Genomic DNA, 19,888 nt, shown 5'->3' with positions numbered 1-19,888 from the left:
ATATATTGCTATCTTCCATTGATCTTTTAAACACTATATTTAAATTTTCTATGTTAAAATTTAAATATAGATTATATGATAATAGTAGGAGTTGCACAGTATGGAATTACGACAGCTAGAATACTTTCTTATGGTAAGCAAAGTAAACAGTTTTACTAGAGCAGCCGAACGATTATATGTTTCTCAACCAGCAGTTACAAATGCGATTCGCAGTCTCGAAGAAGAACTTGGCATACTATTGTTTGATCGCAGTCAAAAACAAGCATTATTGACAACGGAAGGACAAGTCTTCTATAATCACGTAGAAAATGTAATGCATGGCGTTTCTAAGACGATTTCTGAAATCAATGAATTAAAAAATTTAAATACCGGTATTTTAAAATTAGGGATTACACCATTGGCTGGAGTTGCACCAATTCCACAATTGCTTGCAACTTTTAGAGCAAGTTATCCTCATATTAAAATATCTTTTCTAGAAGAAAATGTATCAGTAGTTCAAAAAGCTCTTATTGAGGATAAGATAGATTTAGGCATTATCATCCAAGGCGAAGATAATAATTTTATTGAAAATCTACACTTGGGCACACAGGAACTTGTTGTTTGCTGTTCGAAAGAACATCGTTTTCATCAGCTTCCGACAATTGATCTATCCGATTTAGTCGATGAACCATTGATTCTATTCAAACACGGTTGTTTACTTAGAAAGCTAATCATTACAGAATTTGAGCATCGAAACACGCTGCCACAAATAACATTTGAATCGAATCATATTCAGACAATCAAAAATCTAGTTGCCTGCAATATCGGATTATCCATTATTCCTCGCGATTTGTGTGAACATGATTCTCATTTAGCAGCAATTCCTTTGAAAAATCCGATCCATATTAACATCGCAATTGCCAGAAAGAAAAACAAATACCTCTCCCATGCAGCACAAGCATTATTAAATTTGACATCCAGTCTAACTGAATAAGTACATTTTAAATAGATCTGGATGGAAAGATGAAAGGAATTTAATCATCATGAAGTTAAAAATTGCAGCAGTCGGCAGCAGTCCATTGATAGCAGGCGAAATTCTCGATGCTACCAAGTTTATTGTTGGCGATGAAATTGATATAAAAACGTACTCTACCTATGAAATACAAAATGACACGGTAGCTGATATTTATATCTGTGCACAAACACAGTTAAAATCATTGAAAAAAATAATCCCCGATACGAAAATTGTTCTTTTAGATTTAATACCTACTGCGAAATTTTTCATTGCAGTCGCTAGAATTCCACGTGGCGAAACAATCTATTTATTTAATAATCAACTAGAATACACCACGATCCTTGCTGAGTATTGCGAAAAGCTAGGGATCACCGAAGTAAACTTTTTACCAATCGCTTATGAAGAGATGCCGAAAGAAGAAGTGATCGCACGCTTAAAAGAAGCAAAATACATCATAGGTGTTGATAAATTTGTGGGTAACGATGTCTTGCAAGCGCCAAAATACGTTTCTTACCTTCGACCTGACTTAACGATCATCCCAGGTACACGTGTTGCCTCTGTGCATTCTGCCTGTGCATTATTGCAATGCATTGCCACTAATTTTCACAAATGCATCGATCAAGGCGTAGCCGATATTGCAGCAAAATTAAAACTTACGCCTACCCATTCTGAAAAAGAACTCGGTGAGCTTCATCAAGAAGTCGATGAATTAGCACTCTATAGCACTAAGGCGATTGATGTCATTCAAAATGCAGTCATAAAATCTGTCGTAAATCATGTTTCTCCCGATGTGGCAATTTTAGATACTTCGACGGAAGATTCTTCAAAGCGACCAATCTTATTTAATTCTCAACACACGACAAATCATCCAATCTGCGATTCATTGGAATCCATAACCGAATTGAACCACACCCTACTCACTATCGCGAAAAAGTTAGCTAAATTAACCTAAAAATAACAATACGCTTTGCAAAATTGCAAAGCGTATTGTTGTTCATATTATAAAATTATATTTTTTTACAGATTAGAAAACTCCGCCACCAAGAAAATGAAAGCATACTGCAACAACCTGCGGCGCAATAAACGTAGTGATAATTCCCATAAAAATCATCGCCAGACTGGCAATCACACCTTCAATCTGTCCCAATTCATAAGCTTTTGCAGTACCGGTTCCATGTGCAGAAATACCATACAGTACACCTTTTGTTACCGGACTTTTAATCGGTGCATATTTGAGCAGTGCAGTTGTCAAAATCGTACCAAGCAATGCCGTGCAAATGACAAATACAGCTGTAATGGAAGGATTCCCTCCGACAAGTTCAGAAACACTCATTGCAATTGGTGTTGTAATGGAACGAGGTGCGAGACTCGCAAGTAATTGAGAATTGATTCCTAAAAAACTAGCGATTACCATTGAAGTTACTATAGCTACTATAGCGCCTCCGGTTACACTCACAGCCAATTCCATAAAATACTTTTTAACGGTTTTACGGTATTTATACATTGGTACTGCCAACGCAACAGTTGCAGGCTGCAGCATCATAGTCAATAACTGTCCGCCTTGATCATACGATTCATATGGTACTTGAAACACCAGCAATACCCCAATGATAATAATCGGGCAAACCAGCAAAGGTGAAAATATCATATGATTGGTTCTACGATATAATTTTTTTGCTATAAAATAAATGCTTAAAGTTAAAATTAAATAAAAAATCATCATGATATTTTCCTACTTTCACGAAAGCGAACAATACCTTCCGTTATAATACCGACAAATACTACAACAAAACAAATACTTCCGCCAATTGCAAACAACAATTGTGCCCAATCATTTTTTAATACATCTTGAAATTGAATGACACCAATCGCGGATGGAATAAAAAACAAAAGTAATTCTGCAATCAAAAAATTTGCACCTAATTCAATTTTTTCAAGCGGCAGCCATTTTTGCTGGATCATAATAAGTAATATTAAAATTCCAAAAATGCTGCCAGGAATTCCAACATGAACAGCACTTGCAATCATATTGCCAATAAAGCTAATCACACACAATCCTACAATTTGCATCAAAATACTTATGATTTTCATTTCTATCACCCCATGTTCTATTTACAAGTTTACATTTTCCCAGGTAAAATCCAAGACATTTTTATTTAAAATTCAATTAATATAATTAATTGAATTATTATTAAAAATTAACCAAATTTATTATTCATCTTTATGTTTCATAGTTTACTACAATTTGCAGGAATAATAAAATACTTGTTATATATATATAGTATGCGTTTAAGCTATATCAAAATAAAAAATGAGGTGCCTTAGAAATGGATATCTTGCATTTGACCTATTTCATTGAAGTTGCCAGACAAAAAAGTTTCACAAAGGCTTCACAATTCCTGCATGTCAGCCAGCCTTCGATCAGTAAGGTTATTAAAACACTGGAAAATGAGCTTGGCGTAACTCTGTTTGAACGACTTGGGCGTGAGATAGAACTTACGGATGTGGGAAAAGCGGTATTTAAACGTGCACAAAGTGTCGTGAGTGAATTTCATGATTTATCTAGTGAAATCCACGATGTCGTAAACATTAAGCATGGTGAAATTACAATCGGACTTCCCCCTATGGTTGGTTCACGCTTTTTCCCCAGTGTAATTGGTGCCTTTAAAAAGGCCTATCCACAAGTTATGTTAAAATTAATTGAAGTGGGATCAAAGCAAGTAGAACTTGATGTAAAAAACGGGCTGCTTGATATCGGCGTAATTGCCTTGCCGCTGACCGAAAGCGAAATTGAAAGCTTTACTTTCGTCAAAGAAGAATTAAGAGCCGTACTACCGATAGACCATCCACTGGCAAATCGTGCTACTCTTAGCTTAGCTGAATTGAAAGATGAAGATTTTATTCTCTACAGTAACGATTTTTCGCTGAACGGACTGATCTATAAAGAATGCCAAAAAAATAACTTTTCCCCAAACATCGTATGCCAAAGTTCACAATGGGATTTTATCGCTGAGACAGTAAATGCCCGCTTAGGCATTGCTTTACTCCCGGAAACAATCTGCAAGGAATTAGACGATAAAAAATGCATCAATATCCCACTTAATAACGCATCAATTCCCTGGAATTTAGCAATTATATGGAAGAAAAATAAATATCAGTCCTTCGCGACACGTGAATGGTTAAAACTTTGTAAACAGCATTTTAAAAACAGATATCCAAATAAAGCATGAAAAGAATTGATCCGCGGATCAATTCTTTTCATGCTTTATAAGCGCTCTTTCAAATTAAAATAACTAAGAATTCAGGGTTATAAATAGGGTTCATTTATCTTTCATCGCTCTTTGAACGATAGGAATGTATGAAATCTTGAAAATCAGCCGATTTTATATAGTTTTTTATAAAATCCACAAAGCTTTGACTTGCCTGTGATAAATATTTATTGCCACTCCAAATGAGTAGAACATTCACAATCATCGCTGGCTTAAGCTGAACAGTCGAAAAATCCGTTTCCGTATGCGTTACTAAATTCGGCAGTACAGAAATCCCCGCTTGATTGGCAACAAGCTGCTTAATCGTTTTCAACTGTGCTGTAGAAAGTAAAACATTAGGTTCAAAACCATATTCTTGACAGCGCGCATAAATCTCTTTATATTGGTGTGTACTTGGCTGCTGTAAAATAAAAGTTTCATTTTTGAGCTGCTGAAAGCTCACTGCGCTCTCTTTTTTAAGCCCATGCGCATTATGCACACATACACTCATCTGATCTTGCATAATCAACTGGCTATTTTTATGTTTGGCATTCTCACCTAAAATAATCCCGAGATCAATTTCCCCTTCTTCCAGCTTGGTCTGCACTTCGATTGAAGCGCCATATTCTAAAATATTCAGCTCAATCTTTGGATATAACATTTTAAATTTTGTAAAAATATCCGGAAACAAATACCCCTCTATCATCGGTGGTATCCCAAGTTTCAATTCCCCTTGTTCATTCTTTTGAAATCGATTCATATCCTGAACAGCTGCTTCCATAGCCTGTACTATTTTTTCCGCATGGATTAAAAATGCCTTACCTTCTGGTGTTAACATGATATGTTTTTGACTTCTATCAATTAATGTTACTTTCAGTTCCACTTCCAATGATTTAATTGCTTTCGTTACTGAGGGCTGAGATACATGCAAGAATTCTGCTGCACGCGTAAAATTCTCTAATTTAGCAATCATGCAAAAGTATTCTAATTGTCGAAATTCCATTTTTTCACCTTCTACTACACGCAGCCTATATTGGTCAGATAATTTTCCTGTTTATTTTATCATCATTCTGTGTTTATCGCTACTAAAAATTACCTCTTAATCTTCCGTCTGCAATAGCGTTTGCTTTATCAAAGTTTGCTAAAATCTGTTATAAAATTATAAATATTTCCCTGGTAATAGAAAAATTTTATTCTATTTGCTATAACAAGAAAAAGAAATATCGCAATAAAACTTTACCTATGAAGCTCTTAATGCATACATACATAGAGGTCCTTTTGGCATTGCCCAAAAGAACGAAAAGGCTAGGCCTTAAGCCTCCAAAACACTTGAAAAAAGATCAACTTACTAAAATCCTTAACTCACTGCGCTCAAGCAAACGGATTTCTTTACGTAAGTCGATCTTTTTTCATCCTACGGAACGTGTTTTTCCGGAAAAGGCCGGAGACGAAAACAAAAGTTGCTGAATTTTAGTTCGTCTCCTCAGCACACAAACAACTTCTAGACAGATAGGGTTGGGTTGCGATCTCTCCTAAAGACTAAGCATGGTAGAGGAAATCAGAGGTCGTCTGATTATTTATCTAAATAAGAAAAATCGTAAGGTTTCTCTATCTTTTTGTACTGGGTGTGCAAGAGTGCATGTGCTTTATGGCTAAGTGGTGCTTCAAGATATTTTTCATAGAGCGCTTTAACCTCTGGATTTTCATGCGACTTTCTAATAATATGGGTTTGATCAATATCATAGAGCGCATCCATACGTAATTTTTTGACATCCACCGTGGATTGAATTGGCTGTCCACCACCGCCGACACAGCCACCAGGGCAAGCCATCACTTCAATAAAAGTATAATCACAATCACCGGCTTTTATTGCTTCCATAATTTTTTCTGCATTTCGCAAGCCATGTGCAATCGCTACTTTTATGCTAGCATCACCAAGGTCAATCGTAGCTTCTTTGATTCCCTGCCAGCCGCGTACTTCTTTAAAATCGACTTCCTTCAATTCTTTTCCTGTATATACTTCCGCTACCGTTCTAAGCGCAGCTTCCATAACGCCACCGCTTGTTCCAAAAATAGCACCGGCACCGCTGCCGATACCAAGTGGGCTATCAAAAGAGCCTTCTTCTAAATTCACAAAATCAAGACCGACGTATTTTATTAACTTACTTAATTCTCTAGTTGTAAGAACAATATCAACATCTTGTCTGCCATCCCGTCCCATTTCCGGACGATTTGCTTCAAATTTTTTCGCAACGCATGGCATAATGGAGACAGTCACAATATCCTTAACGTCTACACCCGAAACTTCTGGGTAATAAGATTTTGCAATTGCACCAAAGATTTGCTGCGGAGATTTCGCCGTAGAAAGATGCTCAATATAATCACCATAGTGTTTTTCCATATAATTGACCCAGCCAGGACTGCAGGATGTAATCATAGGCAGTTTTCCATGCTGTTTTATCCGTTCTAATAGCTCACTGCCTTCCTCCATAATCGTAACATCGGCTGCAAAATTCGTATCAAAAACCTTATCGAACCCGAGCATTTTAAGTGCGGTCACCATTTTTCCTGTAACGATAGACCCTTGCGGCAAACCAAATTCATCACCAATCGCAACACGAACTGATGGCGCAACTTGCACAATCACATGCTTACTTGGATCCTGCAGCACATTTAAAACTTTTTGTGTATTATCACGTTCCACAATAGCACCAACGGGGCATACTGAGCTGCATTGTCCACAAAGAATACAATCCGTTTCCAATAATGGTTTATGATATGCCGTAGTCACCTGAAAATCTTCTGAACGTCCAGAATACGTAAGTGCATTTACACCTTGCACCTCATTACAAACTTTTACACAACGTCCGCATTTTACACACTTTGACAAATCCCTCATGAGACTCGGATTTTTATCATAAATCACATTAGGTTCACTGACTTTTTCAAGATGCGGTTTTAAGACATTAAATCGACTGCATAGTTTTTGCAAGTCACAATTTTGGTTTCTTGCACAAGATAAACAATTCTGTTCATGATTTGCTAAAATAAGTTCCAAAATCCCCACTTGTGTATCACGCACGAGTTTTGTATCGGTATAAATCTCCATGCCATCCCACACTTCTGTAGAGCATGCAGCTAAAAGCCTTCGGCTGCCAACAACTTCGACCGTACAAATACGGCAATGTGCTTTAATCGTTTGATCGGGATGATAACAAAGATGAGGAATATCAATATGGATTTTTTTAGCCGCTTCCAGTATTTTTGTTCCTTTTTCTACTTGAAGAGGAATATTGTTAATTTTTATATTCACTGTACTCAAAATCTACACCTCATTCTATTTAATTTGAAAATCTTCCGCAAAACAATGCATAGCAGAAACTAACGCACTCTGCGCTGTTTCCCCTAATCCACATAGAGATGACATTGCCATAATCTTTGCAATTCTCTGCATAGCCGCTACATCAGCTTCTGTGTGCGATCCTGCAGCAACTTTGCTTAACAGCATTTTTACATGCCGATTGCCCTCTCTGCATGGCGTACATTGTCCACAACTTTCATGTGAAAAAAAGTCTTGTGTAGTTCTCAGAAAATCAATTACGCTTGTGCGTTCATCAACGACTAAGATCGCTCCTGATCCCACACCAACACCAGCTCTGCGTAAATCTTCATAGGTATAAGGTGTATCTAAAACACTCTTTGATGCAATTTTTCCGGACGCACCGCCAAATTGGATCAATTTAATTTCGCGGTCATCAACGATGCCGCCCGCTAATCCATATACAATATCACGCACAGTGACACCAAATGGGATTTCAAAAACGCCCGGATGCTTTACATTCCCAGCGACACTTACCAATTTTGTTCCCACTGAATCTTGCGTACCATACGTCATATATTTCTTTTCATCATCTAATAAAATACTTGAGACCAAAGACAAACTTTCCACATTATTTACACAAGTAGGCAGATTATATAAACCACATTGCTTAATAAACGGCGGTTTCATACGCGGGCGACCACTTTTCCCCTCAATGGATTCAACAAGAGCAGTACCTTCGCCGCAGACATAGGCGCCAGCACCAGAATACAAATGAATATCATAGTTAAAACCTTTGCCCAGAATATTCTCACCTAAAAATCCATAAGTCTTTGCTTGCTTGATTGCATCCAGAAGCAGCGGCCTAAGATGGCTGTATTCTTCCCTTAAATAGATATATCCATTTTGCGCATCTACAGTATAACCAGCAATAATCATACCTTCTATTAAATTAAACGGATCTTTTTCTATCAGTGTACGGTCCTTAAATGTACAAGGTTCTCCCTCATCTGCATTACAAACAACTACTTTTTGATCGGCAATAACGGCTTTTGCCTGTGACCATTTTTTCCCCATATCATAGCCTGCACCACCACGACCTTTAATTTTCGCCTCTGCAAGCGTTGCTGCAATCTCTTCCCCTGCCATGTTAACTGCTTTTTTTAACGCGTTAAATCCGCCAATCGCCATATAAGAACCAATGGATTTTACATCATATTTCCCAAAATTTTTTGTCATAAAACACACAGCTTTACTCATTCGGCTCTTCTCTCCCTTAAATCAATTCATTTAACATATTGGCAATTTTGTCCCTTGTCGTTAAATGTCCATACACTTTGCCATTGATACGAACAGCCGGCGCAATATCACAAGCGCCAAAACACGGAACACTTTCCAATGTGAAACGGCCATCATACGTAATTTCATTTAAATTAATATTCAACATTTCTTTTAGCATTTCAAACAATTGCGTATTGTGATTGATCTTGCAAACGATACTGTTACAAACTTGAATCGGATATTTTGCTCTCGGTTTATCCGATATCGAGGAATAAAACGTAATACAATCGTAAACTGTAGCAATCTTGATATTTAATTTCTCTGACAGATAATAAGCGACTTCCGTTGGAATATAATGATTTGGAATGACCGCTTGGACATCCAATAAAATTCCAACCAATTGAGTACCATCGTTATCATGCGCAAATAAAATTAAATCAATTTGCTTTGCAAGTTCTTTTGTTAAAGCTTTTTCATGTGTACCGAATGCCATAATATAAAATACCCCCTCATGATAATAAAGTGACAGAAAAAGGAGAAATCAACGAATACTAGATCCATTCTCGCAAAATGCGAAATTATCAAAAAATTTAAACTATAAATTCATAAAACGTGATGGATTTACATTTTTAAATCTGCAATATTCGTCAATAATACTATTATATTTAACAGTTATTCTATGTCATAGGTACTAAATCCTTTCCAGCATATCTATAAACAAAAAGTTGTAATTTTATGAAAATTCAACTTCCATTTTTTACGTAAAATAAGGAATCAAGTGGGTTTTTTCACATTTTCCTCAATGCATAAAAATTCATAAAAAAGCATAGAAACCACACTTTTATTTATATACTTTAACGTTAAAACAGCTTAAAAATTACGTCGATAAACTTCATTTACTAACTATTTTTGTATAGAAAAATAGGGTACAGTTAACAAACCTCATTTCGTTAACTGCACCCTATTCGTTATTTATTCACGAATCATTTAAATTTTAAATTTCTTTATTTCTTCTTGTAATTGCTCCGCCATTTTCGCCAAATTCTGACTTGAGAAAGCAATCTCCTGCATTGAAGCAGATTGCTGCTGCGTTGCCGCAGATACATTCTGTGCTTCGTCTGCCCCCTTCATACTTAAGCGATCCATCTGTTGTACAATATCAACAATATGTTGGCTGTTATCCGCCATATTCTGCATTGCGTGGGAAATGCCCTTAACTTCAGCTGAAACTTCCATAACAAATTGTAAAATCTGTTTAAACGAATCACCAGTTGCTCCAACGACCTCGGTTCCGATTTTAACCTGCTGACTGCCCTCATTCATCGTCACGACTGCAGTATCCGTATCCTTTTGGATTTCTGAAATCAATTCTGAAATTTGTTTCGCAGCCAATTGTGACTGCTCGGCAAGCTTACGAACCTCCTCCGCAACAACGGCAAACCCTCTGCCAGTTTCACCAGCACGTGCAGCTTCAATTGCGGCATTCAAGGCAAGGAGATTCGTCTGCCCAGCGATACCGGAAATCGTATCAACAATCTGACCAATTTCTTTTGATCGTTCACCAAGCACTGTTACAACTCTAACAGAATCATTGGTCGTTTGCTCAATCTTATTCATTTGCGTGATTGCCTGCTCTACAGATTCGCTACCAGTCTTTGCTGTATTCGCAGCTTCCACACTCTTATCCGCAGCAACATTCGCATTTGCAGCAACTTCTTCAATCCCCGCTGACATCTGTTCCACTACATTTGTCGTATCTTTTACAGCTGCTAACTGTTCTGTCATCCCACCTGCAACTGCCGTGATTGAATTTGCAACTTGATTTGAAGCTTGTGCAGACTGCTCTGCAGTTGCTGTCAACTCTTCCGAAGAGGAAGCTAAAGTTTCCGACGACACAACCACTTGCTTCATCAAATTGCGAACATTATTTCTCATCTTACGCAAAGCATTTGCCAGTCGACCAAACTCATCATTTGTATCCACTTGTGCAGCTTTCTCACTGAAATCACCAGCCGCCATTTCATCAACCGTAGTAACCATCAAACCAAGTGGTTTGACCAAACGACCTGCCGCCCAAACAATAACAAAAGATAACAAGCACAGCACAATGAGTGAAATCGTCATAAGAATCCACAAAATTTGTTTTGCCGGTGCCAATAATTCGTCTTCGTCAAGCACTGCCGCAACTGCCCAGCCTGCTGTTGGAATCGGATCATAAAATGCAATTTTATGACTGCCTTGCTCCTCAAAGCGATACATGCCTTTTTGTCCTTCCAACATCAATTTACCAAGCGCCTGTATTTGCGGTGATTCAGCTTCCGTAATTTTCTTCTTCATTACATACTCGCTATTTGGATGTACGACAAAGGTTCCATCCTGTGCGACCAGTAATCCATACCCGCTCTCACCGGTATTAAGCTCGTGTACTTTATCTTCTACGGCCTGTACATAAACAGCCGCTAAAACCATTCCGATATTTTTACTCGTTTCATTTTTCACTAACGAAATACAATTTACAATAATCTTGCCTGTTGCCTGTGAAATTACAGGTGAAGACATAAAAGAATCCTTCTTACCCGTCATCGTATCCGCATACCAAGCTTTTGTTTTTACTTCCATCATCTTCGGCCCGGTAACAGCCATCCCGGATAATACACCTGAATTATCAAAATGCCCCCAGCTCACGCTGTCATATGTATTAGGAACCTTCTCTGTCATTAATTTCAGACGAAATTCATTCGCCTTATTTGCTGATGCAGGATCATTGGCGATATTCTTTAAGGTCGGGCTCATCGCTACCGTCTGCGTCTCCAGCAGCCGTGCCTCTAGCCACCCATCAATATTTTCTGATATTTCGGCAACATTTTTCTCTGTTTGATTTACCAATTCCTTATCCAATACGGATTGAAAGAAGTAATATGACACAAGGGATAATGACACTAATCCCAAAATTGTAATTGGTAAAATGAATGCTAACATTTTCCCCTTAAATGATAAGTTCTTTAACATCGCTATCCTCCTACTAGTTAAAAATTATAAATTCAAACTATACTACAATTAAATTTCATTTGTTAATAAAACCTAATTATACTATATATTGCTTATTATAACACAAGTAGACATAAATAGATATTAAATAATAATCATTTTCATAAAGAAATGTTTATGCTCATTTGTACTGCCAATGACAAATTTTCTTATCAAAAAAATCTATGATGCCAAATAAAATCAAACCGATAAAGCTTAGTACAACGATCCCCGAATACATTTCTAAATAATTGACGCGCAGCCATGCGTCCATAATAAAATACCCCATACCATATTGCGTACCAAACGTCTCCGTAAAAAACAATACCGAAATCGAAGTCGCCATCGCAACGCGAACAGAGGTAAGAAACTTCGGCATAGAAGCAGCAAAAAGAATCTCCCTAAAAACACTCCAAAAACTCGCCCCTAGTGAATATAACGGGTAATAGGTCTCTTTTGGAATCCCCTTTACCCCATCGCGTACCGACACGATCACTTGAAATACGATGATCAAAAAAATCATCAATATTTTTGAGACTTCACCAAGACCGCAGAGCAGCATAAGAATCGGCAATAATGCAATTTTAGGAATTGGATACGTCAAATAAATAAGTGGTGCCAAGAAACGATCACATTGCGGAAAATATCCCATGCACATTCCTATAGGCACTCCAACAAGAATCGCGAGGACAAGTCCAGCCACCATACGCCATAAACTATAAAAACCGTGAATCGCAATTGATTGTACGAAAATATCTACTAAATTTTCAAAAACCCTAAAAGGCGAAGGTACAATCGGTAAATGAATCACTTGCGCAATCACTTGCCAGCTGGCTAAAAAAATGCCGATCCCCAAAAGATACCATAAGAAAGTACGTTTCTCTATCAACTTGACCAATCCTCTTTAATAAAATTACGTAGTCTTAAACTTAATTCAAAAAATTCTTGTTTATTTCGAACCCCAGCTTCACCAAAAAGCGGATTCTCAATCACTTTGCTGATTTTTCCCGGATTCGTAGATAAAATAACAATTTTCTGCCCTAAATAAACAGCCTCTTCCACATAATGTGTTACAAAAACCGTAGACACCGCATGCTTTTTCCAAACCTCTAAAAATACATTTTGAATCTCTTCACGCGTTATTGCATCTAAAGCAGAAAACGGCTCATCCATCAGCAATACATCAGGTTTCAATAAAAAAGCGCGCGCCAAACTTACTCTTTGCTGCTGTCCGCCACTCAGTTCGCCCGGATAACGTTTCCCCAATCCGTCAATGCCAAGTTGCTGCATAATGAAATCTACGGCACTGGGTTCTATTTTTTCTCTTGGCTGCTTTATTTTCAGACCTAAACAAATATTTTCATAAACATTCTTCCAAGGCAGTAATCCATAATTCTGCGGAATAAAACCGATTTTTTGTTTTTTCGGTGAAATTGCTTGTCCATCAATTTCTACACTGCCTGTAAAATCAGTGATAATTCCAGCCAGCACTTTTAAAAGCGTCGACTTCCCCGACCCAGACGGACCAATGATTGCACAAGTTCCGCCTGTTGGAATCGCGAGCTGAATATCCTTGAGTGCAGTATAGGTTTCAGCAGTAGATTGATAAACTACAGATAAATCTTTTATTTCAATCATATTGCATCACTTAACAAATTGCTCTATCACTAGATCTTGATAGGAATATAATGTTTTCACAAGATTTTTGTCTTTTAGCCACTTCATACAATCATTCACATCTTTTTCAGTCGGTACGGTTGCTTTTTTATATGCAGGCAATACCAAAGACCCTTTTACCGCTGATGGAAAACCGCCCTTTTCAATCAAAAGATCAATATAATTTTCCTGTGGTTCCTTTTCTAAATACGCAATCGCTTTATTATACGCTCTATACATAGCCTGCAACTCTTTGGTTTTATCAGCTGCCGCTTGATTCGTAAACATCATAACCCCTGGATTGATACCCAATTGATCCGAACTGTTCATTAGCCGCGCTCCATTGCTTATTGCAATACTTGCCATCGGTTCAGGTAAAGTGACTGCAGCTATTTTACCATTCTGCAGCATTTCCAGCCGAGTCGGAATTTGCGGGATTGCAACCTTGTGAAGATCCGTATCCGACATATTTGCTTCCGTCAATATTTTATCAGTCACATATTCAATAATCGTATTCTTCGAAATCGCAATATCTTTTCCTTTTAAGTCTGCAAGACTATTTGCGGCTTCATTCTTTCCCACAACCATTTTATAACTGCCACTAGTAAGCGAAGTGATTTTTACATCAAACCCGCCTTCTTTAGCAAATGCCACAGCCAGCATATCAGAAATCGCGCCATCTAAATTTCCGCTCTGCAATGCACTATCACGATCCATTGCACTTTTAAATGGTTTCAATGTTACATTTACATTTTCTTCTTTAAAATACCCTTTTTCTTGCGCAATAATAAATGGGATGGAATCGACATCCGGCATAATCCCAACCGTCAATTCCTGCATTTTTCCACTTTTAGATTCATTCTGTGCCCCACATCCGCCTAAAATAAACATTGTCAAACTTACAAGCATAATTGCTAGCATTTTTTTCATTTTACGATACGCCCCCGTTCTAAATCATAATAAATTAAACCCTTACTCTAATTATTAATCATACACCAAAATTATAGCTTTGCCAAATATCCTGTCGATTTATACAGATAAAAAATGGACACATTACATCAGGATATTTATAAAAATTCTAATGTAATAATAAAGACGTGGGTGTCCTTTTGGCATTGCCCAAAAGAACGAAAAGGCTAGGCCTCCAACCTCCAAAATACTTGAAAAATGATCGGCTTACTAAAATTCACAAACTCACTTCGTTCAGACAAGCGAATTTCTTAACGTAAGCCGATCATTTTTCATCCTTCGGAACGTATTTTTCCGGAAAAGGCCGGGAGAACGAAAACAAAGCAAAAACTGCCGCATTAACGTGCGACAAAATGGCATGGCACAACAAAGCAACTCATATTCACAAAAGTGAATATGAGTTGCTAAAATCGATTCCACTTATAAACTAGTACGAAGATAGGTTGCCGGTTGGTGAGAAGTGCCTAGATACTAGGCGCGCATGAAGGGGATGTGAAGGAGTCGTACTTGTGTACGTCGACGAACAGCACCTTCATGCAACGACGTAGATAGGTGCTTATCGCCGACCCGCCGCCTATCTGTCCATAGAGTTTATCTAGCCGCTCTAATTGCTTCAAGGAAAGTTTCTGCTGCTTTGGTGACTTTACCGTAGTCTCCATCTTTTTTATGCGCTTTTGTAATATAACTGCCAACGCCTACAGCAACGCAGCCAGCTTCGAACCATGAACCAACATTTTCCGGTGTTACACCGCCGAATGGAACAAGCGGTGCAGTCGGCATTGGTGCCCGCAATGTTTTTACATATTTTGCTCCATAAAAATCTGCCGGGAATAATTTGATAATATCAGCACCAGCTGCCATTGACTCAGCAATTTCAGTTGGTGACATTGCGCCAGAAACCGTAATTGCCTGATAACGATTGGCCATACGAATCATTCCAGCATCAAAGCTTGAACTTACTAACATTTCTGCACCAGCTAACAGTGCAGCAGCAGCATGTTCCGCATCTAAAACAGTCCCTACTCCGATAACAACGCCTTGGCTGCTATATTTACCTGATAATTTTTTTACAATACTTAATACATCAGGAACTGCAAATGGGATCTCTAAAGCTCTTGCGCCACCAGCGATGGCCGCTTCAGCAATTTTATAAGTATCTTCCGGATCATCCGCACGGACAATCACAATCATACCGCCTTCATAAATTGTCTTCAAGTTCTCTATTTTTTTCCACATTCTAATCACTCCTTCATCATCTATAAAACTATCTTAATAAAAAATGCAGGCAGAATCGTTTAAATCGTTTCCACCTGCATTTTACAGTGATTCTCTATTGATACGTCTGCTCACTGTCTTGAACCAACGAATTAAACTGCGACTTATTTCAAAGAGAATTGCCAATGAAATCTAAGCATCCAGTGTTTTACGTATTCTATAAGTTATAAAACGCTAACATCTCTTTGATTTTTGGTATTACTTCTGCTTTAGGCTCTTGGACTGGAAGTCTGCAAGGACCAACAGGCATATTTGATAACACCAAAGATTTTTTTAACACGGACGGAACAGTAGCCAATTTTAAAACGCTGCGTAGAACTTCAATCTTTTCCTGTCCTTTTTCGGCTTCTTCTAAACGATGGTTGATAAAGTTTTCATAAATCTCCACATCATTTTTCGTCAAAAGATTTGCCGTTGCTGCGATCGCTCCTACGGCGCCAATTTTAAGCGCTTTTAAGATTAGAGAATCCGACCCTGAAAGCACAGAGAATTTTTCGCCCTTCGCTGCTTCTATATAGCCGGCGATATTATCAATATTACCGCTGCTGTCTTTAATACCAACAATATTATCGACTTTCGCTAACTGCGCAACTGTTTCTACAGCAATATTAATACCTGTATTCTTCGGTATGTTATATAAAACAATCGGAACATGAACAGCAGCTGCAACCGCTTTATAATGCGCAATCAATTCTTCCTGAGACGGTACTAAGAAATACGGCGTGATAACTGATAATGCATCAGCCCCCAGCGCTTCCATCTGCTTAGATAAAGCAATGACTTCAGCAGTGCTATTTCCACCCGTTCCCACATATACAGGCACGCGTTTTTTTACTTCATCAATTACACATTTGGCAAACTCTACTTTTTCTTGATTATTCAGTACATGAAATTCTCCATTTGTTCCAAGAATAAAAATCCCATATACCCCATCATCAATCAGCTTATTTACCAATTGGCGCGTTGCCTGAAAATCAATGTTTTGATTCTCATCAAAAGGAGTAACCATTGCTACGATAATTCCTTTAACATCCATTCCAATTCCTCCAATTTTAGAAACCACGCGACTATGACTTTTGCTGCAATTCATCCTTGATCCCTTTTCCAAGAGATCCACCCGGATGCCATTTTACATACTGCTCTTTTGTCAAGCCCTTTTCTGTTTGCAAAGCAACACTAAGTGCTTGTAAAACAATAATTTCAGCAACAATAGATACACGCGGTGCTTTATTTAATACTCCACCTTCTGCGCCGACACCAGCGAAAAGGAATACATCCCCTTTTTTAGCCAGCCAAGAATCTGCATTGCCAGTCACAGAGATTATGCTTGCACCATTTACCTTTAGCGTTTCCACGGTCGCTTTCAATTCGTTTGTTTCTCCGCTATTGGAAATCGCGATCACAACGTCTCCCGGCAATACTTGTCCTGCTGAACCATGTACAGCTTCTGTACCGTGTAATTCATACGTAGGTGTACCTGTCGACGAAAATAAGGACGCAACATATCCAGCAACATGACCCGGTTTACCAATCCCCGTTACATGAACCCGATTTTTATTTTTTTCTGCGTTTAAAATTAGATCTTTCGCTGCTTCGATGCTCTTAAAGTCCAATTGTTCAGCAAACTTATCAATTTCTGCAAGAAAAGTTACCACATATTTTTGCAAAGCTTCTTTATTACGTTCACTCATATCCATTCTCCTTAATACTGTTTCACATATTTTTACACTATCATTCTACAACAGCATATTCCTATTGTAACATTATTTAAAAATACTTAACAAGCTATTAAGAATCATTCCCATAACATTATAGTCAACATTTGGGAACGTTGAGCCGAGTACACCCATTTCGCCATATAATGGGTACAATACAACCGGCAAGAATGCCAATAATAAACCGACTGTGAAAGAACCTGCTACAGCACCTCTCCAACCGCCAAATACATTGCCGAATACCCCTGCAGTCCCACCAGAGAAGAAACAAATATGCGCTGCTGGAATAATAACAACCGGAGAATTTAGAAGCACCATTACGACAATCGCAAAGAGCCCAGCGGTATAAGAGCAAAGGAATCCAACGATAACTGCAGTTGGTGCATACGGGAATACAGTTGGAACGTCCAATGCAGGGCGAGAACCAGGAATAAATCTTTCAGATATTGCAACGAATGCAGCTGTGATTTCACCTAAGAACATACGTACACCAGTCATTAAGACGGACATACCAGCCGTAAACATAAACGCCTGTAAGCCAGGGAACACCAACCAATGTGTCGAACCCGCTAATTTCTTAACGAAATCCGGACCTGCTGCCAATGCAGAAATATAGAATAATAGCATCATGACAAACGCACAACCCATTAAGAAGTCACGGAAGAAAGATAACCATTTTGGAAATTTGATGTCTTCTGTTGTTTCTTCTCCCCATTTCGAGAAAAAGATTTTACCAATATAACCGGATAAAGAATAACCAAGCATGTTGAAATGTCCGATTGCCTGCTCATCATGTCCCGTCATTTTACGCATAAACGGTTGACAAAGTTGTGGTAAAAAGGCTGAGCAAAATCCTAGAATAACCCCCCCGGTAGCAATTGCTACTCCATCACTAAATCCATTAAACTTTAGAATCAAGCCGAGAACACAAGCGAAGAACAAACTATGTCCGCCAGTGAAAAATACATTTTTAAACGGTGTAATACGTGCAAATACAAGATTCATAATAAAACCTAGAATCAAAATTGAAGAAGTTACAAACCCATATTGGCTCTGTGCCAAGGCTGTAGCAGCTTCCGGCGATGCAATAACGCCCGAGATATGAAATCCTGCCTGGAACATTTTGTTGAAGTTTTGTAATGCGCCAGTCATCGTTCCAGCACCAATTCCAAATACCAAGAAACCAATCGCTGTTTTTGAAGCACCAGTAATAATTTCAGTTCCCGATTTTTTCTGCGCTAAAAGACCAATAAAAGCAACTAAACCCAATAAGACCGCAGGATTACTCAATAAGCTAACGATAAAATCCATGATTTCTGCCTCCCATATCTATCATATTTTGACCAGATTACCACCGATCGCGGTAAACATCGTCATTTACTTTAAACTCTATAAAGACCATATAGTTTCTACCATACATTAAATTTATTTTGTTTATGAATTCAATGTATTTCATAAATTCTGAAATTAATATTCCTTCTAGAAGCAGTGCTCCTATGCACAACAAACGATAACCTTTATGGGAATACCTGTTCACATAGGAGCCGTTTAACAAGAACTCCTGTTATTTCGCCTCTTCAAGAAAAGCATTCAATTTTGTTAAAATTTCTTTTTTATCCATAATGTTGTCAATACCGATAATTTTTTGTGGTAATTTTTTCCCCAATAATTCTTCTGCAACATCACTTAAAGTAATGATCAAAGCACCATTAAATCCTGATACAGTATCAAGTGAACCATGCTCAATTTTAATTGGCAGGTTGTTTTCACTAATGACTTGATTTAATTTAATTTTGAGCATCAAACTTGATCCTACCCCTGCACGACAAGCAACTAATCCTTTAAATTCCATTTTTATCACCCTTCTTTTATCAAATTTCATCCGATGACCTCGTCTCCGGATCGTTAGATTGCGATTCAGATAGGATTAAACCGTCCCATCAGAATCAAAATTCTTTATATATTGTATTACTTCGGACGCATCTTTCGCATGATCCAAAAGATCATAAAAAGCCTGATCTTCCAGCAACGCCGTCAAATCTGCTAAAGCACTCAAATGACTTTCACTATTTTTTGCGCTCAAACAAAACAGATATTTTACCGGATCATTTTCCTTATTGCCGAATATAACCGGTCTTTTCAAAGTCGCTATCCCAATTGCACTTTCAATTGCGCCGGCCTCTGATCTGGCATGTGGCAAAGCAACATGTTTTGTCAGTACAATATAGGGACCAACCTCTTTTACCGTATGAATAATTGCATCAATATATCCCGGTTTTATCTTGCCATTTTGCAATAAAGCATCTGCCGACTTCCGGATCGCATCTTCCCAATCATCTGCATCAATATTTAATCGAATAAGCTCTTCGCTCGTCAAATCTATTAACATCCTACTGTAAAACCT

The 19,888-nt window shown here is 38.0% G+C and carries 19 protein-coding genes; 3 read left to right on the top strand and 16 right to left on the bottom strand.

The window, feature by feature from the left end; genetic code table 11:
• The first annotated feature begins 100 nt into the window (after positions 1-100).
• A complete protein-coding gene (locus tag BN6559_RS15555; protein ID WP_110955582.1) occupies positions 101-973 on the top strand; it encodes a LysR family transcriptional regulator in 873 nt (290 codons plus the stop codon).
• A 49-nt stretch (positions 974-1,022) separates the two neighbouring features.
• A complete protein-coding gene (locus tag BN6559_RS15550) occupies positions 1,023-1,946 on the top strand; it encodes a hypothetical protein (RefSeq protein WP_110955581.1) in 924 nt (307 codons plus the stop codon).
• Positions 1,947-2,018: 72 nt separating this feature from the next.
• Here the strand turns inward: BN6559_RS15550 and BN6559_RS15545 are convergent, their stop codons facing one another.
• Complete coding sequence (locus BN6559_RS15545) at positions 2,019-2,717, bottom strand: LrgB family protein (RefSeq protein ID WP_199884061.1); 699 nt, start codon at positions 2,715-2,717, stop codon at positions 2,019-2,021.
• Positions 2,714-3,085 (bottom strand): CidA/LrgA family protein, encoded by a 372-nt coding sequence (locus BN6559_RS15540; RefSeq protein ID WP_110955579.1) that lies wholly within the window; start codon positions 3,083-3,085, stop codon positions 2,714-2,716. Before BN6559_RS15540 ends, BN6559_RS15545 begins: the two co-directional genes overlap by 4 nt.
• Positions 3,086-3,321: 236 nt before the next feature.
• Here BN6559_RS15540 and BN6559_RS15535 point away from each other — a divergent pair, with 236 nt between their 5' ends.
• Entirely contained in the window at positions 3,322-4,224 is a 903-nt protein-coding gene (locus BN6559_RS15535; protein ID WP_110955578.1) for a LysR family transcriptional regulator, read from the top strand.
• 94 nt (positions 4,225-4,318) lie between these two features.
• Here BN6559_RS15535 and BN6559_RS15530 read toward each other — a convergent pair whose 3' ends face one another.
• The 14 genes from BN6559_RS15530 to BN6559_RS15465 form a co-directional block, all read right to left on the bottom strand.
• Positions 4,319-5,245 (bottom strand): LysR family transcriptional regulator, encoded by a 927-nt coding sequence (locus BN6559_RS15530; RefSeq protein WP_110955577.1) that lies wholly within the window; start codon positions 5,243-5,245, stop codon positions 4,319-4,321.
• Between the two features lie 570 nt (positions 5,246-5,815).
• Positions 5,816-7,564, bottom strand: a complete 1,749-nt coding sequence (locus BN6559_RS15525) for an NADH-dependent [FeFe] hydrogenase, group A6 (RefSeq protein ID WP_456060823.1) — start codon at positions 7,562-7,564, stop codon at positions 5,816-5,818.
• 15 nt (positions 7,565-7,579) lie between these two features.
• Positions 7,580-8,821: a complex I 51 kDa subunit family protein gene (locus BN6559_RS15520; protein ID WP_110955575.1), complete on the bottom strand. Its 1,242-nt coding sequence runs from the start codon at positions 8,819-8,821 to the stop codon at positions 7,580-7,582.
• Between the two features lie 16 nt (positions 8,822-8,837).
• Positions 8,838-9,335 (bottom strand): NADH-quinone oxidoreductase subunit NuoE family protein, encoded by a 498-nt coding sequence (locus tag BN6559_RS15515; protein ID WP_110955574.1) that lies wholly within the window; start codon positions 9,333-9,335, stop codon positions 8,838-8,840.
• A gap of 494 nt (positions 9,336-9,829) precedes the next feature.
• Positions 9,830-11,851, bottom strand: coding sequence for a methyl-accepting chemotaxis protein (locus BN6559_RS15510; RefSeq protein WP_110955573.1), 2,022 nt, complete (start codon positions 11,849-11,851; stop codon positions 9,830-9,832).
• A 160-nt stretch (positions 11,852-12,011) separates the two neighbouring features.
• Complete coding sequence (locus BN6559_RS15505; protein ID WP_110955572.1) at positions 12,012-12,758, bottom strand: ABC transporter permease; 747 nt, start codon at positions 12,756-12,758, stop codon at positions 12,012-12,014.
• On the bottom strand, positions 12,755-13,507 hold the full coding sequence (locus BN6559_RS15500; RefSeq protein WP_110955571.1) for an ABC transporter ATP-binding protein: 753 nt from the start codon (positions 13,505-13,507) through the stop codon (positions 12,755-12,757). The genes BN6559_RS15505 and BN6559_RS15500 overlap by 4 nt, the downstream gene beginning before the upstream one ends.
• Before the next feature lie 6 nt (positions 13,508-13,513).
• On the bottom strand, positions 13,514-14,455 hold the full coding sequence (locus BN6559_RS15495; protein WP_110955570.1) for an ABC transporter substrate-binding protein: 942 nt from the start codon (positions 14,453-14,455) through the stop codon (positions 13,514-13,516).
• A 630-nt stretch (positions 14,456-15,085) separates the two neighbouring features.
• Positions 15,086-15,730 carry a beta/alpha barrel domain-containing protein gene (locus BN6559_RS15490; protein ID WP_110955569.1) on the bottom strand — a complete coding sequence of 215 codons (645 nt, stop codon included), beginning with the start codon at positions 15,728-15,730 and terminating at the stop codon, positions 15,086-15,088.
• Between the two features lie 196 nt (positions 15,731-15,926).
• Positions 15,927-16,805 carry a 4-hydroxy-tetrahydrodipicolinate synthase gene (dapA, locus tag BN6559_RS15485; protein WP_110955568.1) on the bottom strand — a complete coding sequence of 293 codons (879 nt, stop codon included), beginning with the start codon at positions 16,803-16,805 and terminating at the stop codon, positions 15,927-15,929.
• Positions 16,806-16,836: 31 nt separating this feature from the next.
• Positions 16,837-17,460 carry a KpsF/GutQ family sugar-phosphate isomerase gene (locus BN6559_RS15480; protein WP_110955567.1) on the bottom strand — a complete coding sequence of 208 codons (624 nt, stop codon included), beginning with the start codon at positions 17,458-17,460 and terminating at the stop codon, positions 16,837-16,839.
• A gap of 72 nt (positions 17,461-17,532) precedes the next feature.
• Positions 17,533-18,795, bottom strand: a complete 1,263-nt coding sequence (locus BN6559_RS15475) for a PTS ascorbate transporter subunit IIC (RefSeq protein WP_110955566.1) — start codon at positions 18,793-18,795, stop codon at positions 17,533-17,535.
• A 253-nt stretch (positions 18,796-19,048) separates the two neighbouring features.
• Positions 19,049-19,366 (bottom strand): PTS sugar transporter subunit IIB, encoded by a 318-nt coding sequence (locus tag BN6559_RS15470; RefSeq protein WP_234407849.1) that lies wholly within the window; start codon positions 19,364-19,366, stop codon positions 19,049-19,051.
• 45 nt (positions 19,367-19,411) lie between these two features.
• Positions 19,412-19,873 (bottom strand): PTS sugar transporter subunit IIA, encoded by a 462-nt coding sequence (locus tag BN6559_RS15465; RefSeq protein WP_110955565.1) that lies wholly within the window; start codon positions 19,871-19,873, stop codon positions 19,412-19,414.
• Positions 19,874-19,888: the final 15 nt, after the last annotated feature.

Source organism: Massilibacillus massiliensis, from assembly GCF_900086705.1.
GTDB lineage: Bacteria > Bacillota > Negativicutes > FLKF01 > FLKF01 > Massilibacillus > Massilibacillus massiliensis.
This window is presented reverse-complemented; position numbering and strand designations above follow the sequence as displayed.